General features: G+C 71.2%; 22 protein-coding genes. 10 read left to right on the top strand and 12 right to left on the bottom strand.

The annotated features are described in order from the left end of the window. Positions 1 to 5 precede the first annotated feature (5 nt). Both AB0G01_RS02095 and AB0G01_RS02090 read right to left on the bottom strand, forming a co-directional pair. A complete protein-coding gene (locus AB0G01_RS02095; protein ID WP_360938658.1) occupies positions 6 to 1109 on the bottom strand; it encodes a LacI family DNA-binding transcriptional regulator in 1104 nt (367 codons plus the stop codon). 116 nt (positions 1110 to 1225) lie between these two features. Next, entirely contained in the window at positions 1226 to 2275 is a 1050-nt protein-coding gene (locus tag AB0G01_RS02090; RefSeq protein WP_360938655.1) for a LacI family DNA-binding transcriptional regulator, read from the bottom strand. A 249-nt stretch (positions 2276 to 2524) separates the two neighbouring features. On the opposite strand from AB0G01_RS02090, the gene AB0G01_RS02085 reads away from it, so the two are divergent. The 8 genes from AB0G01_RS02085 to AB0G01_RS02050 all read left to right on the top strand — a co-directional run bounded on the left by AB0G01_RS02085 (position 2525) and on the right by AB0G01_RS02050 (position 10100). Then, positions 2525 to 3751 carry an extracellular solute-binding protein gene (locus tag AB0G01_RS02085; RefSeq protein ID WP_360938652.1) on the top strand — a complete coding sequence of 409 codons (1227 nt, stop codon included), beginning with the start codon at positions 2525 to 2527 and terminating at the stop codon, positions 3749 to 3751. Positions 3752 to 3896: 145 nt separating this feature from the next. Beyond that, positions 3897 to 4775: a sugar ABC transporter permease gene (locus tag AB0G01_RS02080; protein ID WP_360939840.1), complete on the top strand. Its 879-nt coding sequence runs from the start codon at positions 3897 to 3899 to the stop codon at positions 4773 to 4775. Next, positions 4775 to 5674 carry a carbohydrate ABC transporter permease gene (locus tag AB0G01_RS02075; protein WP_360938649.1) on the top strand — a complete coding sequence of 300 codons (900 nt, stop codon included), beginning with the start codon at positions 4775 to 4777 and terminating at the stop codon, positions 5672 to 5674. The genes AB0G01_RS02080 and AB0G01_RS02075 overlap by 1 nt, the downstream gene beginning before the upstream one ends. Positions 5675 to 5794: 120 nt before the next feature. Beyond that, positions 5795 to 6895, top strand: coding sequence for a sn-glycerol-3-phosphate ABC transporter ATP-binding protein UgpC (gene ugpC, locus AB0G01_RS02070; RefSeq protein ID WP_360938646.1), 1101 nt, complete (start codon positions 5795 to 5797; stop codon positions 6893 to 6895). 178 nt (positions 6896 to 7073) lie between these two features. After that, a complete protein-coding gene (locus AB0G01_RS02065; RefSeq protein WP_360938643.1) occupies positions 7074 to 8030 on the top strand; it encodes a zinc ABC transporter substrate-binding protein in 957 nt (318 codons plus the stop codon). Then, entirely contained in the window at positions 8027 to 8845 is an 819-nt protein-coding gene (locus AB0G01_RS02060; RefSeq protein ID WP_360938640.1) for an ATP-binding cassette domain-containing protein, read from the top strand. Before AB0G01_RS02065 ends, AB0G01_RS02060 begins: the two co-directional genes overlap by 4 nt. After that, complete coding sequence (locus tag AB0G01_RS02055) at positions 8845 to 9684, top strand: metal ABC transporter permease (RefSeq protein WP_360938637.1); 840 nt, start codon at positions 8845 to 8847, stop codon at positions 9682 to 9684. Before AB0G01_RS02060 ends, AB0G01_RS02055 begins: the two co-directional genes overlap by 1 nt. A gap of 53 nt (positions 9685 to 9737) precedes the next feature. Beyond that, positions 9738 to 10100, top strand: coding sequence for a hypothetical protein (locus tag AB0G01_RS02050; RefSeq protein ID WP_360938634.1), 363 nt, complete (start codon positions 9738 to 9740; stop codon positions 10098 to 10100). 152 nt (positions 10101 to 10252) lie between these two features. Here the strand turns inward: AB0G01_RS02050 and AB0G01_RS02045 are convergent, their stop codons facing one another. From AB0G01_RS02045 to AB0G01_RS02000, 10 genes are all read right to left on the bottom strand, one after another. Further along, positions 10253 to 11716, bottom strand: a complete 1464-nt coding sequence (locus tag AB0G01_RS02045) for a GGDEF domain-containing protein (RefSeq protein ID WP_360938631.1) — start codon at positions 11714 to 11716, stop codon at positions 10253 to 10255. Positions 11717 to 11966: 250 nt separating this feature from the next. Next, complete coding sequence (locus AB0G01_RS02040; RefSeq protein ID WP_360938628.1) at positions 11967 to 13193, bottom strand: MFS transporter; 1227 nt, start codon at positions 13191 to 13193, stop codon at positions 11967 to 11969. A gap of 360 nt (positions 13194 to 13553) precedes the next feature. Then, positions 13554 to 14975, bottom strand: coding sequence for an MBOAT family protein (locus tag AB0G01_RS02035; RefSeq protein WP_360938625.1), 1422 nt, complete (start codon positions 14973 to 14975; stop codon positions 13554 to 13556). A gap of 73 nt (positions 14976 to 15048) precedes the next feature. Further along, positions 15049 to 16011 (bottom strand): 23S rRNA (guanosine(2251)-2'-O)-methyltransferase RlmB, encoded by a 963-nt coding sequence (gene rlmB / locus AB0G01_RS02030; RefSeq protein ID WP_360938622.1) that lies wholly within the window; start codon positions 16009 to 16011, stop codon positions 15049 to 15051. Between the two features lie 5 nt (positions 16012 to 16016). Next, complete coding sequence (cysS, locus tag AB0G01_RS02025; RefSeq protein ID WP_360938619.1) at positions 16017 to 17405, bottom strand: cysteine--tRNA ligase; 1389 nt, start codon at positions 17403 to 17405, stop codon at positions 16017 to 16019. 68 nt (positions 17406 to 17473) lie between these two features. Then, entirely contained in the window at positions 17474 to 18088 is a 615-nt protein-coding gene (locus tag AB0G01_RS02020; protein WP_360938616.1) for an HAD family hydrolase, read from the bottom strand. Positions 18089 to 18235: 147 nt separating this feature from the next. Next, entirely contained in the window at positions 18236 to 18631 is a 396-nt protein-coding gene (locus AB0G01_RS02015; RefSeq protein ID WP_360938613.1) for a PPOX class F420-dependent oxidoreductase, read from the bottom strand. A gap of 9 nt (positions 18632 to 18640) precedes the next feature. Then, positions 18641 to 19120 carry a 2-C-methyl-D-erythritol 2,4-cyclodiphosphate synthase gene (gene ispF, locus AB0G01_RS02010; RefSeq protein ID WP_360938610.1) on the bottom strand — a complete coding sequence of 160 codons (480 nt, stop codon included), beginning with the start codon at positions 19118 to 19120 and terminating at the stop codon, positions 18641 to 18643. Then, positions 19117 to 19809 (bottom strand): 2-C-methyl-D-erythritol 4-phosphate cytidylyltransferase, encoded by a 693-nt coding sequence (ispD, locus tag AB0G01_RS02005; RefSeq protein ID WP_360938607.1) that lies wholly within the window; start codon positions 19807 to 19809, stop codon positions 19117 to 19119. The genes ispF and ispD overlap by 4 nt, the downstream gene beginning before the upstream one ends. A gap of 33 nt (positions 19810 to 19842) precedes the next feature. Beyond that, complete coding sequence (locus AB0G01_RS02000; RefSeq protein ID WP_015097852.1) at positions 19843 to 20331, bottom strand: CarD family transcriptional regulator; 489 nt, start codon at positions 20329 to 20331, stop codon at positions 19843 to 19845. Between the two features lie 289 nt (positions 20332 to 20620). Here AB0G01_RS02000 and AB0G01_RS01995 point away from each other — a divergent pair, with 289 nt between their 5' ends. Beyond that, positions 20621 to 21421, top strand: a complete 801-nt coding sequence (locus tag AB0G01_RS01995) for a hypothetical protein (protein WP_360938603.1) — start codon at positions 20621 to 20623, stop codon at positions 21419 to 21421. A 99-nt stretch (positions 21422 to 21520) separates the two neighbouring features. After that, entirely contained in the window at positions 21521 to 22888 is a 1368-nt protein-coding gene (radA, locus tag AB0G01_RS01990; RefSeq protein WP_360938600.1) for a DNA repair protein RadA, read from the top strand. The last annotated feature ends 58 nt before the right edge of the window (positions 22889 to 22946 follow it).

Genomic DNA, 22946 nt, shown 5'->3' with positions numbered 1-22946 from the left:
CCGCGTCACGGACCGAACCAGCGCTCTTCGACCACACCGCGCGGCGCGGCGGCGGTGGTGCCGACGACCAGTTCGGTGGACAGCGTGACCGAGCGCGGACGGGTCCGCTCGGCCGAGTCCAGCAGCAGCCTGCCCGCCGCGCGGCCCTTCTCCAGCACCGGCTGGCGGACCGTGGTCAGACCGGACTGCTCGGCCTCCCGGATGCCGTCGAACCCGGTGACGGTCAGGTCGTGCGGCACGTTCAGCCCGCGCTCGCGGGCCTCGGCGAGCGCGCCCAGGGCGAGGATGTCCGAGGTGCAGACCAGCGCGGTGATCCGCGGGTCGCGGTCGAGCACCTGCGCCGCGGCCGACGCGCCGGACGCGGTGGTGTGGTCGAACCGCTCCACCACCGGGACGGCCGCCCAGTCCACGCCGGCCTCGGTGAACGCCTCGGCCAGCCCGGCGATCCGGGCCCGCTGCACGTGGAAGTGCGCCGACCGCTGCCGCTCCAGCGACACGTAGCCGTCGTTGCGGTCGCGGGCCAGCCTCATGCACACCACGCCGATCCGCCGGTGCCCCAGCGAGATCAGGTGCTTGGCGAGCGAGTTCATCGCGGCCCGGTCGTCGATTCCCACCCGATCGACGTTCCCCAGGTCCGGCTGGTCGCACACCACGGTCGGCACCGGCCGTTCGAGCACGGCGGCCAGGTGCGGGTCGTCGTCGGGCACCGAGTACACGACGAACCCGTCGACGCCCGCGCGGTGCACGGCCGCCACGTCCTCGCGCTCGGGGTTCGCCGGCACCAGCAGCAGGCCGGTCCCGGCGTCCTCGCACGCCAGCGCCAGGCCCTCCAGGAACCCGATCGCGGCCGGGTCGCGGAACGCGTAGGACAGGTTCTCGGTGAGCAAGAGCCCCACCGCACCCGCCTTCCGCGTGCGCAGCGACCTGGCCACCGGGTCGGGGCCCGGGTACCCGAGTCGTCTCGCTGTCTCCAACACCCGGCGTCGCAGCTCTGGCGAGAGCTGGTCGGGACGGTTGTACGCGTTGGACACCGTTGTCCGGGAAACACCCAGCTCCGCCGCCAGTGAGGCGAGCGTCGCGGGGCGTCGCACATGCATCGACCGCGCCATGAAGTGACCGTAACGGTTCAGAACCAATTACAGAAGCAGGGGTGACCCGCATCCCTGCAACTGGTCATCAGCGCAGGTCGGACCGGGTTAACTGTCTGGAACATGGTCCAGACCAATTAGGCGGGTGGTGGCGGCGCGCACGACTCCCGGATGACCAGCTTCGGGCGGAACACGCGGGTGTAGTTGCCCACCGGCCGACGCCGCCGATCGGGGTCCAGCCGGTGCACCAACTCGTCCACGGCCGCTGCCGCCATCTCCTCGATCGGCTGGGCCAGCGTGGTCAACGACGGCGAGCAGTAGGACGCCAGCGGGATGTCGTCGAAACCCACCACCGACAGGTCGCGCGGCACGTTCAGCCCGCGCTTGTGCGCCTCCCGCAGCACGCCGATCGCCATGTGGTCGGAGGAGCAGAACACCGCCGTGGGCCGCACGGTGTCCAGCAGCCGGCCCGTCGCCTCGGCCCCGCCCTCCGGCCCGAACGAGGAGTGCGCCACGAACTCCGAGCCCGCCGGCAACCCGTCCTCCTCCATCGCCGCCGCCCAGCCCGCGCGCTTGAGCCGGGACGGCAGCGACCGGCCCGGTCCCGACACGAACCCGATCCGCCGGTGCCCCAGCTCCACCAGGTGTCGGGTCGCCGCGTAGCCGGCGTGCTGCTCGTCCACGGTCACGTCCGGCACGTCCAGCGACGGGGTCGCGCCGTTGAGGAAGACCATGTGCACGCCGTCCGCGAGCAGCTTGGCGTAGTAGCTCGGGCGCGGGGCCTGGCCCAGCGGGACCTCCACGTTGGTGATCTCCGGCGACACGAACACCATGCCCTCGACGCCGCGCGCGAGCAGCATCCGGACGTACTCCTCCTCGCCCATCGCGGCCGAGCCGGTGGCGCGGGTGTTGCACAGCAGCGACGAGTAGCCCAGCCGGGCGGCGCGCACCTCCAGCGCCTCGGCGAACGCCGGGAACACCGGGTTGGACAGCTCCGGCACCAGCAGCCCGATCACGCCGGTCCGCTGCAACGCCCCCAGGCCCCTCGGCGTGTAGGGCATGTCCGCGAGGACCGCGAGCACGCGCTGGCGCGTCTCCTCGTTGACCCCCGCCCGGCGGTTGAGCACCCGGCTGACCGTGGAGATGCTCACCCCGGCTGCCCTCGCGATCTCGGACAGACCGGACACCCTGCCTCCTCGCTCGTCGTGGGTGACGTGCAGCCTGCCGCGAGTGGCAAACTTTTGCAACGCCTACCCGGCATTCGCCCGGACGGCCGCCTCCGTTACGGCAGGCTTTCGCTGGAGGTCTTGACCCCGTGCTGGTCGTGGGTATGAAATCCGCGTCAAGAATTTCGCAACTTCTTGCAATGGTTTCACTCCGGTGGGGCCGGTAGGAGGACTGCAACGACGATGCGACGGACCACCCTCACGACCGCCGTGGCAGCAGGCATCGCCGGTGCCCTCGTCCTCACCGCGTGCGGTGGCGGCGGCGCGGCGGGCGACAGCGGCGAGGTCACCTTCTGGGACACCAGCGGGCCCAACGAGGCCCCGGTGTTCGACGAGATCGCGCGGGACTGCGCGACCCGGGGCGGGTTCGAGGTCAAGACCGAGACGGTCCCCTTCGACCTGGCGCTGAACAACTACAAGACCGCCGCGCAGGGCGGCCAGGGGCCCGACGTCCTCCGCGCCGAGGTCGCCTGGGTGCCGCAGCTCGCGAAGCTCGGCTACCTGGTGGACCTGACCGACACGGACCTCGGCCGGGACAGCGCGGACTTCCTCGCCACCCCGCTCGGCTCGACCAGGTACGAGGGCAGGACCTACGGCGTGCCGCAGGTGACGGACTCGCTGGCGCTGTTCTACAACAAGGAGCTGCTCGCCGCTGCGGGCGTCGAACCGCCGAAGACGTGGGACGAGGTCAAGGCCGCGGCGACGAAGCTCGGCGGCGAGAAGACCTTCTTCATCAACAACGACGCCTACTACGCGCTGCCGTTCATCTACGGGGCCGGCGGCGACCTGGTGGACGCGTCGGCGAAGAAGATCGTGGTCGACTCGCCGGAGAACGTGAAGGCGCTGCGGACCGCGAAGGGCCTGCTCGACGCGAAGGCCGCGACGACCGCGCTGGACCCGGCCAACTCCTACGGCAACATGCAGGCCGCGTTCTCGTCGGGCGAGGTCGCGATGGTGGTCAACGGGCCGTGGTCGGTGGCGGACTACCACCAGGGCACGGCGTTCGCGGACAAGGGCAACCTGGGCATCGCGCCGGTCCCGGGCGAGGTGGCGGGCAAGGGCTCCGCGCCGGTGGGCGGGCACGACTACGTGATCCGCAAGGGCAGCCGGGCCGAGGGCTCGGCGGCGAAGCTCATCGCCTGCCTGAGCTCGGTCGGGTCGCAGGTGCGGATCGCGAAGGAACTCGGGCTGCTGCCCACCCGCAAGTCGGCGTACGAGGACGCGGACGTGCGGGCGAACCCGGTGGTGTCGGCGTTCCAGCCGGTGGTGACGGCCGCGCACGCCCGGCCGTGGATTCCCGAGGGCGGGCAGTTGTTCGACCCGCTGAAGATCGCGTACGCGGACGTGCTGGCGGGGAAGAAGGACGCCGGGACGGCGCTGGACGAGGTGGCCAAGGCGTACAAGGACCAGGTCGTGACGGACTACAGCACCGACTGACGTGCCCGCGCGCCGCGCGTCGTCCGCACGGCGCGCAGCGCCCCGGGCCGGGCGCGGCGGGTGCGTCCCGCGCCGTCCCCGACCACAGCGAGGAGGCGACCCGACCGTGCGCAGGTTCCTGGACCGGCACTGGTACGCGTACGCGATGGTGCTGCCGGTGGTGGTGGTCGTCGCGGTGCTGGTGCTGTACCCGCTCGCCCAAGGGGTGTTCTTCACCTTCACGGACGTCAACGAGGGCACCATCGCCAACCCGGTCCTCGACCGGCCCGCCGCGTACCGCGTCGTGGGGTTGGCGAACTACCTGCACGTCCTGTCCGGCGACCCCAGCTTCGGCGCGTTCTGGTCCACGCTGGTCCGCACGCTGGTCTGGACGTTCGGCTGCGTGTCCTGCCACTTCGCGATCGGCCTCGGCCTGGCGCTGCTGCTCAACCGCCGGGTGGCGGGGCGGGCCGTCTACCGGGTGCTGCTGATCCTGCCGTGGGCGGTGCCGGCGTTCATCAGCGCGTTCGCGTGGAAGTACATGTTCAACGCCCAGTACGGGATCATCAACCAGCTCCTGCGCGCGCTCGGCCTGCCCGACCCGATCTGGCTGGGCCAGTCCGACTGGGCCCTGGTGGCCGTCGTGGTGGTCAACGTCTGGTTGGGCGTGCCGTTCATGATGGTGGCGCTGCTGGGCGGTCTCCAGTCGATCCCCGGCGACCTCTACGAGGCGGCCGAGGTGGACGGGGCGTCGGCGTGGCAGCGGTTCCGCGACATCACCCTGCCGGGGCTCCGGGCGGTGTCCGGGACCGTCGTGCTGCTGGGCACCATCTGGACGTTCAACATGTTCGCCGTCATCTACCTGATCACCGGCTCGAACCCGAACACGCGCATCCTGGTGACCTACGCGTTCGAGCGGTTCTTCTCCGGCGCGTCGCGCGACTACGCCGTGGCGTCCACGTACGGCGTGCTGATCCTGTCCGTCCTGCTCGTGTTCGCGGGCGTCTACCGGCGTGCACTGCGCAAGCAGGGTGAGGTGTGGTGATGACGGTGGAAGCCGTGTCCCTGCGGGCCGTCGACAAGACCGCCGCGCCCCTGCGCAAGCGCGGTGACCGTTCCACGCTCGCCGGCGTCGGTCTGCACGCGGCGCTCGGCGGTGCGTCCCTGATCGCCGTCTTCCCCGTGTTCTGGGTGCTCGTCACGTCGTTCAAACCCGACGCCCGTGCGATCGAGAGCACGCCGAAGCTGGTCAACGAGTCCAGCGTGGACAACTACGCGCGAATCCTGTCCGGGGAGAAGGGCGACTTCCTGGCGTGGTTCGGCAACTCGATCACGATCGCGCTGATGACGACGGTGATCTCGGTGTTCCTGTCGGCGACCACGGGCTACGCCGTGTCCCGGTTCCGCTTCCCCGGCAAGCGGTCGCTGATGCTGTCGTTCCTGGTGGTGCAGATGTTCCCGTTCGCGGTGCTGATCGTGCCGCTGTACAACATCCTGCTCGCGCTCGGCGTGCAGGGCACGAGCCTCGGCCTGGTGCTGGTCTACTGCACGACCGCCGTGCCGTTCTGCACGTACATGCTGAAGGGCTACTTCGACACCATCCCGACCGACATCGACGAGGCCGGGCGGGTGGACGGGCTGTCGCCGTTCGGCGTGTTCCGGCGGCTGATCTTGCCGCTGGCACGACCGGGGTTGGCGGTGACGGCGTTCTACGCGTTCCTGACGGCCTGGGGCGAGGTGGCGTTCGCGTCGGCGTTCCTGTCCGCCGCCGACGGGTCGAAGACGCTCGCGGTGGGGTTGCAGGTGTTCGTCCAGCAGAACCGGACCGAGTGGGGGCACCTGGCGGCGGCGTCGGTCCTGGTGGCGATCCCGGCGGTCGTGGTGTTCTACCTGGTGCAGCGGTTCCTGGTGACCGGGCTGTCGTCGGGCGCGGTGAAGGGCTGACCCCGGCCGCGCGGCGCGAACGGCGGCCGGATCGGCGGAAAGTAGACCAATGCACCCGTTCCCGTAAGCGCTTGCAATGCCTAGCGTTGCGGCAAAGCTGGGTAGTGAAAGGTGCGTTACATGGCTGAGGTCGCCTACGTCAAAGCGTCGCGGATCTTCTCCGGCAACCCGCCGGTCCGTGCCGTCGACGAGTTGTCGCTCGACGTCGCCGACGGCGAGTTCCTGGTGCTGGTCGGTCCGTCCGGCTCGGGCAAGTCGACCGCGCTGCGGATGCTCGCGGGTCTGGAGGACGTGGACGAGGGTGCCATCAAGATCGGCGGCAAGGACGTCACCAACGTGCCGCCGAAGGGCCGGGACATCGCGATGGTGTTCCAGTCCTACGCGCTCTACCCGCACATGACGGTCGCCGAGAACATGGGCTTCGCGCTCAAGCTGCGCGGCGTCAACAAGGCGCAGATCAAGGAGAAGGTCGGTGAGGCGGCCAAGATGCTCGACCTCACCAAGTACCTGGAGCGCAAGCCCAAGGCGCTCTCCGGCGGCCAGCGGCAGCGCGTCGCGATGGGCCGGGCGATCGTGCGCGAGCCCTCCGTCTTCCTGATGGACGAGCCGCTGTCCAACCTGGACGCGAAGCTGCGCGTGGAGACCCGCGCCAACATCGCCGCCCTCCAGCAGCGCCTCGGCACGACCACCATCTACGTCACGCACGACCAGGTCGAGGCCATGACCATGGGCCACCGGGTGGCCGTGCTCAAGGACGGCCTGCTCCAGCAGTGCGACACCCCGCGCGCGCTCTACGACAGGCCGGGCAACGCGTTCGTGGCCGGGTTCATGGGCTCGCCCGCGATGAACCTCAAGACCGTGCCGCTGACCGCCGAGGGCGTGAAGCTCGACGGGATCGTGGTGCCGCTGGAGCGCCGCGCGCTGGACGCGGCCGGGGTCGAGGGCCTGAACGAGGTCACGTTCGGCATCCGGCCGGAGGCGCTGGCGCTGGTCAGCTCGCAGGGCGATGGCATGGAGATGGTCGTCGAGCTGGTCGAGGAGCTGGGCGCGGACGCGCTCGTGCACGGCGCGGTGCGGATCGGCAGCTCCTCGCAGCGGTTCGTGGTCCGGGTCGACGGGCGCACGCCGCCGGCGCTGGGCCAGAGGGTGAAGGTCGCCGTGCGGGACGCCGGCGAGGTCCACCTGTTCCACCCGGAGACGGGCGCGCGCATCACCAACTGAGACGGGTCGGCTACCGACCGCCCACCTATCGGGGGCCACCTGCTGCGGCGGGTGGCCCCCGATGGCGTTCCAGGCCACAAACCACCCGGTCGGTGGACGTCCGGGTGGCGCAGCGTTCTAAACTGAACTCGACAACGGTTTCCATTACCTATCGATCAGCCTGTCGAGGAGTCCACTCATGACCGTCCGTAACGCGATGCTCGGCGCGGTGGCCGCCGTGACGGCCGTCGCCCTCACCGCCTGCGGCGGCTCACCGGCCTCCCCGACCGCCGACGGCAAGATCAAGGTCGTCGCCTCGACCAACGTGTGGGGCAGCGTCGTCAAGGCCGTGGGCGGCGACGCGGTCGACGTCACCGCGATCATCAACGACCCTTCGGGCGACCCGCACTCCTACAACAGCAAGCCCTCCGACGTGGCCCTGGTGAGGGACGCCCAACTGGTCATCTTCAACGGCGGCGGCTACGACGACTTCTTCGCCACGCTCCTCACCACGGAGACCGAGAAGGCCAAGAAGATCGAGACCTTCCCGCTGTCCGGCAAGATCCACGACCACGAGGAGCCCCACCCGGAGGAATCGCACCCCGAGGAGTCGCACGCCGAGGAGCCGCACGACCACTCGGTCAACGAGCACGTCTGGTACGACCTGGACACCGTGCGCAAGGTCGCCGACCAGGCCGCCGCCGACCTGTCCGAGATCGCGCCGGACAAGAAGGCCGCCTTCACCGACAACGCCGCCGAGTTCGGTCGCAGGCTGGAGGAGCTGCACCAGCGCCTCGACGGCGTGGGCAAGGGCAAGAAGGTGCTGGAGACCGAGCCGGTCGCGCACTACCTGCTGGACGTCGCGGGCGTGGAGGACGCCACCCCGGAGACGTTCAGCGAGGCCGTCGAGGGCGAGACCGACATCCCGGCCGCCGCGCTGGCGGATGTCATCCGACTGGTGGACGAGAAGCAGGTGTCCGCCATCGTGAACAACGTGCAGACCGAGAACACGGCGGTCAAGCAGGTCGTGGAGAAGGCGGGCAAGGCCGGTGTCCCGGTCGTCGAGGTCACCGAGACGCTGCCGGAGGGCGTGACGGGTTACCTTGACTGGATGACGAAGCAGGTGGACGCGTTGGCGGGGGCGCTTCGCGGATGACCGCACAGGTGAGCGACAAGTCCGTGCGGAGCGCGGTGGCCCTGCGCGGGGCGCGACTGTCCTACGGGGACCGCGTGCTGTGGGACGGGCTGGACCTGGACGTGGCCCCCGGCGAGTTCGTGGCCGTGCTGGGGCCCAACGGGTCGGGCAAGACGAGCCTGATGCGCGTGCTGCTGGGCCTGCAACCGCTTTCCGCGGGCACGGTGGACGTGGTCGGCGGCAACCGGCGCATCGGCTACATCCCGCAGCAGCGCGCGCTGGACCCGTCGCTCACCCTGCGCGGCCGGGACCTGGTCGGGTTCGGCCTGGACGGGCACGACTGGGGCATCGGCTGGCGCAACCGCGGCCGGCGGCGGGCCGCGGTGGACACCGCGCTGGCCGCCGTCGGCGCGACCCGCTACGCCGCCGACCCAGTCGGGCTGCTGTCCGGTGGCGAGCAGCAGCGGCTGCGGGTGGCGCAGGCGCTGGTGGGCGACCCGAAGGTGCTGCTCTGCGACGAGCCCCTGCTCTCGCTGGACCTCGCGCACCAGCGGGTGGTCAGCGACCTGATCGACCGCAGGCGGCGCGCGGCCGGCACCGCCGTGCTCTTCGTGACCCACGAGATCAACCCGGTCCTGCCGCTGGTCGACCGGGTGCTGTACCTGGTGGACGGTCGCTTCCGGATCGGCGCGCCGGCCGACGTGATGACGTCGGCCACGCTGTCCGCGCTCTACCGCACGAACGTCGAGGTGGTCCGCGTGCGCGGCCAGATCCACGTGGTCGGCGCGCAGCACGTGTGCGAGGAAGAGCCGCACCACCTGGCGGATGAGGACTGATGGAGAACTTCTTCGACCTGTCGCTCACGGTCGACCTGCTCGGGTACGACTTCGTGCGGCAGATGCTGCTGGCGGGTGCGGTGCTGGGCGTGGTGGCCGGGTTGCTCGGGCCGCTCGTGGTGACCCGCAAGATGGCGTTCGCCGTGCACGGCACGTCCGAGCTCGCCTTCACCGGCGGCGCGGCGGCGCTGCTCGTCGGCGTCGGGGTCGGCTACGGCGCGCTGGCCGGGTCCGTGGTGGCGGCGCTGCTGCTGGGGCTGCTGTCCCGGCGCGACTCCGACCGGGACTCGGTGATCGGCGCGATCCTGGCGTTCGGGCTCGGCCTGGGCGTGCTGTTCCTGTTCATGTACAAGGGCCGGTCGGCCAACAAGTTCGGCCTGCTGACCGGGCAGATCGTGAACGTCGGCTCGACCGACATGTGGCTGCTGGTCGGCTCGTCGGTCGCGGTGCTCGTGGTGCTGGCGGTCATCTACCGGCCGCTGCACTTCGCCTCGGTCGACCCGGGCGTGGCGACGGCGCGGGGCGTGCCGGTGCGCACGCTCGCGGTGATCTTCGCGGTGCTGGTGGGCATCGCCACGGCGCTGAGCGTGCAGATCGTCGGCGCGCTCCTGGTGCTGTCGCTGATGATCACACCGGCCGCCGCCGCGAGCCGGGTCACCGCGTCGCCGGTCAAGGCGACCGTGCTGGCGGTGGTGTTCGCGGAAACCGCCGTGCTGCTGGGAATCCTGCTGTCGCTCGCCCCCGGCGTGCCGGTGAGCGCGTTCGTCACGGCGGTGTCCTTCCTGATCTACGTCGTGTGCCGGGTTCTCGGCGGCTCGCGGAGCCGCGCGGAAGTCTGACCGGGCCGTCCACGGGGACGTTCCACAGTGGACGCGACCGCCGCACGCACCACGTGGAGACGCTCATCTCCGAGATCGGCGTGGGGGTGGAGATCGCGCCGGACGACCATTCGGTCGCGGGCTGTTCGAGTGGAGTTCGCGGGCTGCCGGCACCGCACGCGCCGGACGACCCGGAACGGGAGCCGTGCGTCCAGGTGGCCACGGGGCGGGGCGCGCTGCGCGCCGGACCGGACGTGCTGGTGATCCTCGCGCACGACCCCGACCTGCTGGTCCGTGCCGCCGGCCTGGTGGTTCGCGGCGTCGCGGCCGGTCGCCGCATGGGGGCTGGACGACCCGGCCCGGCAGGTCCGGATGAGGGCGGTGGAGGAGCCCGGAGCGGTGGTGGGGTGCCTGGCGGACGGCCACCCCGACGTTAGGAAAGCCGTGGTCCGGGTACCCGCGCAGTGGGCTGACCGGCTCGATGTTTCGGCTGCGCTGGAACGGGCACTGGGTGACACGGACGCGGATGTGCGCGCTGATGCGCGTCAGGCCCTCCGCTAGCTCGGAGGGTGCCGGTCGCGCGCCCGGCTCAGGCGGAGCGGGTGATCTCGGGTTCGTCCACGAGCGGCACGGGTTCGTCCACGCGCGGCACGGGCAGCCGGTGGGCTTGGATGTCGATGCCCGCCACGCGCACCTGGTTGCGGCCGTTCTCCTTGGCCGCGTAGAGCGCCGCGTCGGCGCTGTGCTGGGCGGCCAGCAGGTTGTCGCCGTTGTCCGGGACCACGGCCACGCCGACGGACGCGGAGATCGCCCGCACCTCCGGGCCGTCCTCGGTCAGCGGCAGGTTGCGTCCCCGCAGGGTCACCGTGTTGCGGTGCTTGTCGGTGGTCACCACGGACATCTCGCCGATCGCCTCGCGCACCCGCTCCGCGATGGCGGTGCCCTGCGCGAGGCCCGTCTCGGCCAGCACGACCACGAACTCCTCGCCGCCGTCCCGGCCCGCCACGTCGCCGGGACGCAGCTTCTCGCGCAGGATGCGGCCCACCTCGGCCAGCACCGCGTTGCCCGCCGGGTGGCCCCACGTGTCGTTGATCCGCTTGAAGTGGTCCAGGTCGATCGCCAGCACGGTCACCGGCAGGTCCGCGTGCCGGCACCGCTCGGTCAGCCGGCCCGCGTGCTCGCTCAGGCCGTTGGTGTTGAACAGGCCGGTGCGGTAGTCGGTGTGCGCGTCCTTGGTGAGCTGGAGGTGCGCCTTGTGCTGCTCGGCGACCAGCCGCTCCAGGTGGGCCTGCCGCTCCGACGCGCGGTGCAGCAGGGCGTTGACCAGGATCACCGGCAGGACCAGCAGCAGCGGCGCGACCCAGTGCGTGGCGACCAGCAGGCCGAGCATCGCGCCGACGCCCAGCGTGGTCATCTCCAGCATGTTGTCGTTGCGCGTGCCCAGCGAGTCCACGAACCGGGTCTGCGGGTTGACGATCTTCAGCGCGATGGTCATCAGCAGCACCTGGACGAACCAGTACAGCGCGGCCACCAGGACCAGCACGCCCAGCAGGGCCAGGTCCGTCAAGACCCGGCCGGAGGCGTCGAGCGAGAATCCCGACAGGTGGACGGCCGCGTTCGCGAGCAGCGTGCTCGCCACGATGTGCGCGGAGGTGAACACGAACCGGTACGGCTGCCGCCGGGCGATCGGCCACAGCACGATCCGCAGCCACACCGCGACCAGCACGGCCAAGGCGGGTGGCAGCACGATCGCCGCGGCGAAAGTCCACACGGACGTGAGGTCGAAGTACGGCCCCGCGGATTCGTCCCGACGGGATTCCTCGGCCCGGCGCACGGTCGTCAAGTGGATCGTGACGGCCAACAGCAGGGCCGCGAAGCGGAGCCAATCCGTGGTCGGTGCGGAACCGAGGGTAGCCAGCAGCCAAATGGCGGCAATTGCCACCACCAGTTCGACGGAAAGGATGTAGCCGATCGCGGTGCGGCGCAGCGCCCAAAGGTCCCAGTTGCGCCTCAGACGCCACTTGGCTGTCGCGGACGGCCCGTGGTCAGGCAAACTGTTCTCCACCACGTCCCCCTACACTCATGCCGCCGCCGTGCGGCCACTCGCCGGCGCAGCGACGGCCTTACGGCCCCCCTCGGTACCCAAGCTGCGAGTAGAGGAGTGTCTGCCATGCGTAACCGCGAGTGGTGACCCCATCGCTCTCCTTGAGCCCGGTCCTGAATCTTCACCGTACGTGCGTGCGTTCTCGCTGAGCGCGCACGAACGCCTCGTCATGAGAATCGCCATTCGTGATGAGTACGTTTCATGTGGTCACCGTGTTCGGGTCGGTCCTGGCCCTTGCCCGGTTCCAGGCTACGGTCGCCTGCCCCGCGAGGAGCAGCCCGATGGCACCCGCGCCCGCCAGGGTCGCGGTCACCGAGCCGATCGCGTGCGCGACCACACCCGCCAGGGCCATGCCGCCCCCCTGGCTGGACCGCAGCGCCGTGCGGGCGATGCCGTAGGCGCGTCCGCGGTAGGCGTCCGGCAGGATGCGCATCCACGCCGAGCGCGCGGGCGTGTGGTAGGCCCCGGCCATGCCGGCGATCACCAGCAGGGCGATCGTCCAGGTCAGGTTGGGGTTCAGCGCGAACAGGACGAGCGGGGCCAGCGACAGGATCGCCAGCGGCCCGATCAGCCGCTCGCGCTTCGCCGGGTCCCGCACCAACCGGAACAGCACCGCCACCCCCAGCACGTTCGCCGCCGGCTCGATGGCCAGGATGAGCCCCACGGCCCACACCGCGTCCAGGTCGGCCGCCAACGGCACGGCCAGGCCCTCGGGCACCATGGCGATGCCTGCCAACATGCGCATACCCATTAGAGAGCGCAACCGCGGCTCAGTGACGAGCAGCGCGAAAGCTCCTTTTCGATCTTCGGTTTCCCGATGCTCCGAGCCGAGCGGGTCGGCCGCCGGGCGGAACGTCACCGACGCCTGGATCAGGATCGCGACCAGCACGAACGTCACCGCGTCGACCGCCAGCGCCACCTGCGGGCTCGCCGCCGTGACCAGGAAGCCCGCCCCGGCCAGACCGGCCATCTGGGCCACGTCCACGGAGGTCCCGAACAGGGCGACGCCGTCGTCGTAGCGCTTGTCCGGCAGCACGGAGGGGAGGCTCGCCTCCTGGGCGGCCAGGAAGGGGGAGGCGATCATCAGCACGGCGACCAGGAGGACTATCATGATCCACAGCGGTACGCCGGGCAGCGCCATCAGACCGACCAGGGCGGCCTGCGCCCAGGCGCAGCAGACCATCACCGTGCGTCGGGGGTACCGGTCCGCGACCCAGCCCAGCAGGGGGCCGGACACCAGCGCCGGGAGCAGCGTGAGGGACCAGGTCAGAGCGGTCCACGCGGGGGAGCCCGTGCGCTCGAACACCAGGAGTGACAGCGCCACCGCCGCGAACTGGTCGCCGACGGTGGACACGGTCGAACCGATCCACATGCCGCGGAACTCGCGGTTGCCCACGAGCGCGCGGATCGTCCCCCCGGAAGTCACCGCTCCTCCAGGTTCGTCGGCCCCGATGAGTGAGTCACGTGACCCCCACCCGAAGTAACAATTATCTCGGTTAGCACGGTAGAAGCTGCTGGTTGTTCACTCTCTGTCCTACCACAGTGTGTACCCGAACGGACCAGATCAGTTACATAAAGTAGTTACAATGGCGATGGGCCGGGTAACTATTCTTGACAGTTGACGGTAGGTGACCCGCCGTGCGCAAAGCCCGCCTACTCGGGGTCAAGGCGACCTCCATTGGTCGTCGCACCGCTGGTCCGTGCGGTCCAGCGCGTTCGTGCGGGCCGACCAGCGTGCGGTCGGAGCACCGTTCGACAATTGTTGCCGAGGCCCGCTTGTCGATCATCAGAACTGGTAGTACAGGAACGGGCTGAACGTGCCGCTGGCGACCAGGATCGCCGCGTAGGCAACGCCCACCGTCATCAGGGACACCCTAGCGGCTACCGCGATCTTGTCCCGAGAGGACTCCAGGTAAGGGCCCGTCACGGGGTGCGCGGGCATTATCACAATCGCCAGCGCGGCGACCAGGAGCACAATCCGCTGATTGGTCGCGGCGGCTGCCACGGCTTCCCCCAGGCCCCCGAAATCGGGTACCAGGAGGTGGCCGATGATGGTGAACGCGTCGCCGAGGTCCGCCGACCGGAAGAACACCCAGCCGATTACCACGAGCACGGTGGTGAGCACCCGCCGGGCAATTCGGGCGCGGGTGGTGACCGGACCGGAATCCCAGCCGAAACGCCGTTCCAGGACCAGCAGGCCGCCGTGGAACAAACCCCAGACGAGGAACGTCCAGTTGGCTCCGTGCCAGAAACCGGTGAGCACGAAAACGATCCCGAGGTTCCGGTAGGTGCGCAGCACGCCGGTCCGGTTGCCGCCCAGCGGGATGTAGACGTAGTCCCGGAACCAGCGGGACAGCGACATGTGCCAGCGCCGCCAGAACTCGGTGATGGTCACCGAGGAGTACGGCCGGGCGAAGTTCTCCGGCAACCGGAAGCCGAGCATCCGGCCCAGCCCGATCGCCATGTCCGAGTAGCCGGAGAAGTCGAAGTACAGTTGCAGGGTGTAACCGATCGCGCCCAACCAGGCGATCGCGAAGGTCATCCGGTCGTTCGGGGTGGCGAAGCAGGCGTCGACCAGCGGAGCCAGCGAGTCGGCGATGACGACCTTCTTGCAGAGCCCCAGCGCGAACCTCGGGAACCCCGCCGCGATGTCGTCCCACCGGTGCAGCCGCCGCTGCGGCAACTGGTCCGCGATCTCCCGGTACCGGACGATCGGCCCGGCCACGAGCTGGGGGAACATCGCGATGTAGGTGACGAACGCGACCGGCTCCTTCAGCGCGGGCCGCTCACCCCGGTACACGTCCACCACGTACGAGATGTGGTGGAACGTGTAGAACGAGATGCCGATCGGCAGCGCGAGGTGTACCACCGGCAGGTCCACGCCGATGATCGACGCGATCGCGGCGAGCTGCTCGGTGGCGAACCCCAGGTACTTCCAGACCAGCAGCACGCCCAGGTTCAGGCAGATCGCGCCGACCAGGACCAGCTTCCGGTCGCCCGGCGCGCCCGGCTCCAGCCGGCGGCCCGCCAGGTAGTTCACCACCATCGCGCCGAGCAGCAGGAACGTCGTCCCGCCCGCGCCGGTGAAGTAGAAGAACAGGCTGGCGACCGCCACGACCCCGTTGCGCCAGGTCCGGGGCGCGACGAGGACCGCCGCGAGCACGAGCGGCAGGAAGAACCACAGGAACAGGGGCGTGGCGAAGGACATCGCCGGGAACCTTATCCGGCGGTCGCCGGCGAGGTTGCCGATCGGGTGACAAACCGCCCGCCGTCACCCCCGGTCAAAGCTCCGACCTGCGTCGACGGGCCACCTCCGCGAGCACCACACCGGCCGCCACCGACGCGTTGAGCGATTCCACGCCCGCCGCCATCGGGATCGACACGGTCTGGTCGCAGGTCTCCCGGACCAACCGGGACAGCCCGCGCCCCTCCGAGCCCACGACCACCACCAGCGGCCCGGTGGCCAGGTCGAGGCCGTCCACGTCGACGTCGCCGTCGGCGTCCAGGCCCACGATCATCAGGCCCGCCTCGGCCCACTCGCGCAACTGCCGGGTGAGGTTCGTCGCGATCGCGATCGGCAGCCGCGCCGCGGTGCCCGCGCTGGTCCGCCACGCCACGGCGGTGATGCTCGCCGAGCGCCGCTGCGGCAGCACCACGCCCTGCGCCCCGAACGCCGCCGCCGAGCGCACCACGGCACCCAGGTTGCGCGGGTCGGTCACGCCGTCCAGCGCCACCAGCAGCGGCGGGTTGTCGGACTCGCGGGCGAGCTTGAGCAGCTCGCGCGGCTCGGCGTACTCGTAGGGCGGCACCTGGAGCCCGAGGCCCTGGTGCAGTGCGCCGCCGGTGATCCGGTCCAGCTCGCCGCGCTGCACCTCCAGCACCGAGATGCCCCGGTCGGCGGCCAGCTTCACCGCCTCGGCGACCCGGTCGTCGGCCTCGATGCCCATCGCCACGTAGAGCGCCGTCGCCGGGATGCCCGCGCGCAGGCACTCGACCACCGGGTTGCGCCCGGCGACCGTCTCCGGCGAGTTCTCCCCGGACTTCTGGCGGCGCGAGCGGTTCTGGTCGGCCTTGGCGCTCGCCTGGGCGCGCTTGTACGCGGGGTGGTTCGGCCGGTCCGTCGCCTTGGGCGTCGGGCCCTTGCCCTGCAAGCCCTTCGACTTCTGCCCGCCGGAACCGACGACCGCGCCCTTCTTGGACCCGGGGTTGCGCATCGCACCCCGGCGCTTGGAGTTCCCTGCCACGGGCTTCAGTCGTCCTTCAAGGTCCACAGTGGACCGTCGGGGGTGTCCTCGACGGCGATCCCGGCCAGCAGCAGGTGGTCGCGCAGCGCATCGGCCTTCGCGAAGTCCCTGTCCTGGCGGGCTTTCACGCGCTCTTCCAGCACGTGTTCGACCAACGTGGCCAGCGCCTGTCGGCTGCCCGTCCCGTCGGTCGTGTTGTCGGTCCACGTCAGCGGGTCGACGCCGAGCACACCGGCCATGGCGCGCACCGACTCGGCCGCCGCGCGGGCGGTCAGGTCGTCCGCCGCCTCCAGCGCCGTGTTGCCCTCCCGGACCCGCTTGTGGATCGCGGCCACCGCACCCGGTGTCCCCATGTCGTCGTCCATCGACGCGGTGAACGCCTCGGACAGCACGCCCTCCTCGCCGATCGACCCGGTCCGCTCCACCACGCGGCGCAGGAACGACTCGATCCGCCGGTACGCGGACACCGCGTCGTCGAGCGCCTCGCGGGAGAACTCGATGGTCGACCGGTAGTGCGGGCCGACCAGGTAGTAGCGCAGCTCGGCCGCGCGGACCTGCTTGAGCAGCTCGGGGATGGCGACCGTGTTGCCCAGCGACTTGGACATCTTCTCGCCGCTGAGGGTCACCCACGCGTTGTGCATCCAGTACCGCGAGAACCCGTCGCCGGCCGCGCGGGACTGCGCCTGCTCGTTCTCGTGGTGCGGGAAGATCAGGTCGATGCCGCCGCCGTGGATGTCGAACGTGCCACCCAGGTAGGTGGTGGCCATCGCGGAGCACTCCAGGTGCCAGCCGGGCCGGCCCGGACCCCACGGCGTCGGCCAGGACGGCTCACCGGGCTTCGCGGCCTTCCACAGCGTGAAGTCGCGCGGGTCGCGCTTGCCCCGGCCCGTCGTCTCGCCCTGGTGCACGTCGTCGAGCTTCTGGCCGGACAGCGCGCCGTACTCCGGGAACGACGTGACCGAGAAGTAGACGTCGCCCCGCGCCGCGTACGCGTGGCCGCGGTCCACCAGGCGTTGCATCAGGTCGACCATCTGCGACACGTGGCCGGTGGCGCGCGGCGCGTAGGACGGCGGCAGGCAGCCCAGCGCCGTGTACGCGTCCTCGAACTCGCGCTCGTGCTGGTAGGCCCACTCCCACCACGGGCGGCCGTGGTCGGCGGCCTTGGCCAGGATCTTGTCGTCGATGTCCGTGACGTTGCGCACCAGCCGGACGTCCGCGTACGTGCGGCCGAGCCAGCGCCGCAGCACGTCGAAGTTGAGCCCGCTGCGCACGTGGCCGATGTGGGGCACACCCTGCACGGTCGCCCCGCACACGTAGATCGACGCCGTTCCGGAGACCTGCGGGAGGAATGCCCGCATGGACCGGCTCGCCGTGTCGTACAGGTGGAGGCTCACGTGGGAATGGTACGGCCGTTGGCCGGGCGGGGTTGAATCGCCCGGCGGGTTGTGCTTGTGCCGGATGCCTACGCCACGTGGTCGCGGAGCACCCGGAGCAGCGCGTCGGGTCGCTCGCCGGTCTCCAGCGGGGGCACGATCGCCACCCGGCAGCCCACCGCCGCCGCGCCGCCGTCGGCCTCCTCGCTGTCGCCGACCATCAGCGCCTCGCTCGGGTGCACGCCCAGCCGGTCGCAGGCGATCCGGAAGATCTTCGGGTCCGGCTTCACGTGGCCGACCTCGAAGGACAGCACGAACTCGTCCACCCGGTCCTCGACGCCGTGCCGGGCGAAGACGGTCCGGACGTCCCACGCGATGTTGCTCACCACGGCGGTCGGCAGGTCGGTGCCCAGCGCCGTCGCGGTGTCCGGGTAGGGCTGCCAGAACGGCGGCGAGCACAGCCGGGCGTAGAAGTCGTGCGGGTCCACCGCCCCGGCCGCGAGCAGCGCCTTGACGTGCAGGTCCCGGTGGAGGTCGCCGTCGAGGTCGCGGCGCTCCCACTCGTCGGGGTCGATGTCCAGCCCCTCGGCGACGCCGACCGGGGCGGTGAGCGCCCGCATCAGGTCGGCGTGCTCGACCAGGGAGTCGTGTTCGAGGCGGAAGAGCGTGCCGGAGAAGTCGAAGAGCACGGCGCGGATCGTCACATCCGCACGCTACGTGGTCTGGACCTCTCGGGTGAAGGCTTCCGGCCGGAGGTGGACGCCACACCACACCGCTCCGGACAGGCCGGGGAACGGGGCAGGGGAGCGGTCATGCCGGCCACGCCCCCGCCGCGCCTCCTCGCCCGTCCGCTACTTCGCGTTGCCGGTGACCTTGGTCGGCGTCAGGCGCAGGACCACGCGGACCACGTCCGGCTCCTCGCCGGGGTACGGGCCGTCCAGGTACTTCCGCGCCAGGGCGTCGACGAGCGCCCGGCCCTCGTCCTCGACGATCGTCACGGTGCCGCGGATCTCCACGTAGTTCTCGGGGTCCTGCTTGTCCCACACCGAGACGCTGGCCCGCGGGTCACGGCCCAGGTTGCGCTCCTTGAGCCGGCCGCGCACGGTCGAGAACAGGATGTCGTCGCCGTCCCGGGTGATCCACATGACCGAGCTCTGCGGACTGCCGTCCTTGTTGAGCGTGGAGATCGTGGCGTAGTTCCGGCCGTCCACCAGGTCGCGCGTCGCCGCGCTGAGGATGATCGCCATGCGCCCAGGCTAGTGCGGCGGTCCGTCCAGCGGGACGACCAGCGCGGTGGCGATCGCGGCGACGCCCTCACCTCGACCGGTGAGGCCCAGGCCGTCCGTCGTCGTCCCACTGACCGAGACGGGGCCGCCGGCGGCGGCCGACAGCACGCGCTGCGCCTCGTCCCGGCGCTTGCCGATCCGAGGAGCGTTGCCGATCACCTGGACCACCGCGTTGCCCACCCGGTAGCCCTCCCCGGCGAGCAGCCGGCGCACCTCGGCGAGGAACTCGACGCCGTGCTTCCCGGACCAGCGCGGGTCGGCGGTGCCGAACACCGACCCCAGGTCGCCCAGGCCGCCGGCCGACAGCAGGGCGTCGCACAGGGCGTGCGCGGCGACGTCGCCGTCCGAGTGGCCCGCGCACCCGGCGACGCCCTCCCAGAACAGTCCCGCGATCCAGCAGTCCCGTCCCGCTTCCACCTGGTGGACGTCGGAACCGATGCCGACCCTCACGCCTGGCCTCCCACGAGCAGCGCCTCCGCGACCGCGAGGTCGAACGGAGTGGTGATCTTCATGGCGTTCTGGTGCCCCGGCACGGTGGTGACGGGCACGCCCAGCCGCTCCACCAGGCCCGCGTCGTCGGTCGCGTGGTGACCGGCCTCGTGCGCGCGCAGCAGCACCCGCGCGTCGAAGCCCTGCGGGGTCTGCACGACCCGCAGCGCCGCGCGGTCGGGGGTGGCGACGACCACGCCGGCCGCGTCGACCTCCTTGACCGTGTCGGCGACCGGGAGCACCGGGATCACCGCCGGCCTGCCCGCCGCGACGGCGTCCACCACGGCGCGCACCACGTGCGGCGGGGTGAAGGCGCGGGCGGCGTCGTGCACGAGGACGATGGTGGTGCCCGGGAGCTCGCGCAGCGCGTACGCCAGCGCCAGCCGGACCGAGTCGGACCGCTCGGCACCGCCCGCCAACACGTGTACCGCCCCGCCGGCGGGTGCCAACGGGGCGGTGACGGTGTTCACAGTGTCCACATCGGACGGAGGTGCGGCGATCACCACGTGCTGCACGCGGTCCGCCTGGAACAGACCTCGCACGGCACGCACCAGCAGTGGCACGCCACCGACCGGTACGAGCGCCTTGGGCAGCCCGTGGCCCAGCCGCTCACCCCGGCCCGCCGCGGGCACGAGCGCGACAACACCCATGTTCGCGGATCTCTTACGCGTGGGATTCGATGATCAGGACGCGGTGGCCAGGACCTCGTCGAGGAGGACCTCTGCCTTGTCCTCGTCGGTGCCCTCGGCGAGCGCCAACTCACTAACCAGTATCTGTCGAGCCTTCGCCAGCATCCGCTTCTCACCTGCGGACAGACCGCGGTCCTTCTCACGCCGCCACAGGTCGCGCACCACTTCGGCCACCTTGTTCACGTCACCGGACGCGAGCTTCTCCAGGTTGGCCTTGTACCGCCGGGACCAGTTGGTCGGCTCCTCGGTGTGAGGAGCGCGCAAGACCTCGAAGACCTTGTCCAGACCCTCTTGGCCGACGACGTCACGCACACCGACGATCTCGGCGTTGTCGGCGGGGACGCGGACCGTCAGGTCACCTTGGGCGACCTTGAGGACGAGGTACTTCTTCTCCTCGCCCTTGATCAACCGGGTCTCGATCGCCTCGATGAGAGCGGCACCGTGGTGCGGGTAGACGACGGTCTCTCCGACCTTGAAAACCATGTGTCCTCTGCCCCTTTCGCTAACCCCATCCTAACACGTCGGGCAATCCCCTCTTCGGCGTCCGGAGATCAGTTCGCGCAGGTCAGGACCACGAGGGGGGTTGACAAACCGCCCAGTCGCGTGCAACGGCCGAGGTCGATCTTGCTCCACTGTGGACGGCTCCGGCGGCTGTGGGGCACCACATGAGGTGCGTGATCGGCACCCCGGTTAGGCTCCTCGCTGGTGGTCGGCCCGCTCCTGCCTGGGTACGGCCTCGCCTGGTCAGCTCACCGGAAGGATCCGAGAAGCCGTGGGTCGCGCACCGCAGAAGTCCCCAGCGCCACGCCGCCTGGCCCTCGTGGCCGCCGTCGCGGCGGGCCTCGGCCTGGCCGCCGCGGGTTGCAGCGCAGGTCAGATCACCCAGACCGACCAGCAGGTCGCCGCGGTGAACGGCGCGCACGGCCAGGCCGGCGACATCGCCGTCCGGGACGCCCAGTTGCTGTTCCCGGTCGCGGAGGGCTACTACCGCGAGGGCGACGACGCCCCGGTGGTGGTGGTCGTCGCGAACAACGGCGCGACCCCCGACAAGCTGATCTCGGTGTCCGCCGACATCGCCGAGGGCGGCGAGGTCGCCGGCGACTCGGCGCTGGAGCCGAACACGACGATCCAGAGCGGGGCCGACCAGGACGACCAGGGCACCCGCCTGACCACGACCCCGCACGGCTCGTCGACGGGCTCCGCCGGGTCGACGGCCACCGCGACCACCACGCCGTCGTCCGGGACCTCCGGCACGTCCGGGGCTCCCGAGACCACCGGCAGCTCCACGGGCACCACGACGGGCACCACGACGGGCACCACCGGCTCCCCGGTGACCGGGACGACCACGGCGGGCCAACCCCCGGGCAGCTCGGTGCGCCCGACCGCGTCGGCGTCGGTCTCCCCGCTGGAGCCGGGCAAGGCGAAGATCACCCTGAAGGGTTTCAAGCAGGACCTGCGCCCCGGTCAGACGCTGCGGGTGACGTTCCTGTTCGAGAAGGCCGGCCAGGTCACGCTCGACCTGCCGATCGGCGCGTCGCCGGAACCGCGCAAGGAGGAGCCCTCCGAGCACTGACCGGAGCGCCCCCAGCCGCACAGTCCCGCCGGAACCCGCCGCGCGCTCGCCGCACGGCGGGTTCCGGCGTTGTCGGGGGTGGTCGTTAGCCTGCGTGCCGTGGTGAAGAACGGGCGGGCGACGACGACCTACCGGTGTGCCGAGTGCGGGAACGAGGTCGCCAAGTGGGTCGGCCGGTGCCCGGAGTGCCAGGCGTGGGGGACCGTCGAGGAGCGCGGCGTCACCCGGTCCGCCTCCCGGGTGGTGGCCGGCGCGCCGAGCTCGCCGGCCCGGCCCATCGGCGAGGTGGACATCGAGTCGGCGCGCGCCCGCAAGACCGGCGTGTCCGAGCTGGACCGGGTGCTGGGCGGCGGTCTGGTGCCCGGCGCGGTCGTGCTGCTCGCCGGTGAGCCGGGGGTCGGCAAGTCGACGCTGCTGCTGGAGGTCGCCTACCAGTGGGCGGTGAAGGGCGGCGTGCCCTCGCTGTACATCACCGGCGAGGAGTCGGCGGGCCAGGTGCGGCTGCGCGCCGAGCGGACCGGCAACATCCACGGCCAGATGTACCTCGCCGCGGAGAGCGACCTGGGCGCGGTGCTGGGGCAGGTGGAGGCGGTCCGGCCCGGCGTGCTGATCGTGGACTCGGTGCAGACGATGTCCTCGCCCGAGGTGGACGGCACGCCCGGCGGCGTCACCCAGGTGCGCGCGGTCACCGCGAGCCTGGTGTCCCTGGCGAAGGAGCGCGGGTTGCCGATCGTGCTGGTCGGGCACGTCACCAAGGACGGCTCGGTGGCCGGGCCGCGAATCCTGGAGCACCTGGTCGACGTGGTCCTCCAGTTCGAGGGCGACCGGCACTCCAGCCTGCGGCTGGTCCGGGGCATCAAGAACCGCTACGGCCCCGCCGACGAGGTGGGCTGCTTCGAGCTGCGCGACGACGGGATCGTGGGCGTGGCCGACCCGTCGGGGCTCTTCCTCAACCGGCGCGAGCAGGACGTCACCGGCACGGCCGTCACGGTGGTCGTGGAGGGCAAGCGGCCGATGCTCGGCGAGGTGCAGGCGCTGGTGACCGCGACGCACCTGCCGTCACCGCGCCGGGCGGTCAGCGGGCTGGACTCGGCCCGGGTGGCGATGGCGCTGGCGGTGCTGGAGAAGCGCGGCCGGATGTCGCTGCACAACAAGGACGTCTTCGTCGCGACGGTCGGCGGGATGCGGCTCGTGGAGCCCGCCGTGGACCTCGCGGTGGCGCTGGCGGTCGCGTCGGCGGCCACCGACCAACCGCTGCCGCACGACCTGGTGGTGGTCGGCGAGGTCGGACTGTCGGGGGAGTTGCGGCGGGTGAACGGCGTGGGCCGCCGGCTCACCGAGGCCGCCCGGCTGGGGTACACCAAGGCGCTGGTGCCCCCGGACGCCGGGCCGCTGCCGCCGGAGACCCGCGCGCTGGTCGCGCACGACCTCGTGGAGGCCCTGAGCCTGCTCAAGCTGACGAAGTAGCGCCCCGGCGCGCGGACCGCCGCCGGCGGGGACCTCGGCGCGACCGGGGTCGCACCGA

It is taken from the genome of Actinosynnema sp. NPDC023587 (assembly GCF_040640215.1).
In the GTDB taxonomy this organism is placed as follows: domain Bacteria; phylum Actinomycetota; class Actinomycetes; order Mycobacteriales; family Pseudonocardiaceae; genus Actinosynnema.
This window is presented reverse-complemented; position numbering and strand designations above follow the sequence as displayed.

Coding starts and splice junctions, on each gene's coding strand:
- AB0G01_RS02095 (WP_360938658.1), bottom strand. CDS start 1,109: ATGGCGCGGTCGATGCATGTGCGACGCCCCGCGACGCTCGCCTCACTG.
- AB0G01_RS02080 (WP_360939840.1), top strand. CDS start 3,897: ATGGTGCTGCCGGTGGTGGTGGTCGTCGCGGTGCTGGTGCTGTACCCG.
- AB0G01_RS02075 (WP_360938649.1), top strand. CDS start 4,775: ATGACGGTGGAAGCCGTGTCCCTGCGGGCCGTCGACAAGACCGCCGCG.
- ugpC (WP_360938646.1), top strand. CDS start 5,795: ATGGCTGAGGTCGCCTACGTCAAAGCGTCGCGGATCTTCTCCGGCAAC.
- AB0G01_RS02065 (WP_360938643.1), top strand. CDS start 7,074: ATGACCGTCCGTAACGCGATGCTCGGCGCGGTGGCCGCCGTGACGGCC.
- AB0G01_RS02060 (WP_360938640.1), top strand. CDS start 8,027: ATGACCGCACAGGTGAGCGACAAGTCCGTGCGGAGCGCGGTGGCCCTG.
- AB0G01_RS02055 (WP_360938637.1), top strand. CDS start 8,845: ATGGAGAACTTCTTCGACCTGTCGCTCACGGTCGACCTGCTCGGGTAC.
- AB0G01_RS02035 (WP_360938625.1), bottom strand. CDS start 14,975: ATGTCCTTCGCCACGCCCCTGTTCCTGTGGTTCTTCCTGCCGCTCGTG.
- AB0G01_RS02015 (WP_360938613.1), bottom strand. CDS start 18,631: ATGGCGATCATCCTCAGCGCGGCGACGCGCGACCTGGTGGACGGCCGG.
- ispD (WP_360938607.1), bottom strand. CDS start 19,809: ATGGGTGTTGTCGCGCTCGTGCCCGCGGCGGGCCGGGGTGAGCGGCTG.
- AB0G01_RS02000 (WP_015097852.1), bottom strand. CDS start 20,331: ATGGTTTTCAAGGTCGGAGAGACCGTCGTCTACCCGCACCACGGTGCC.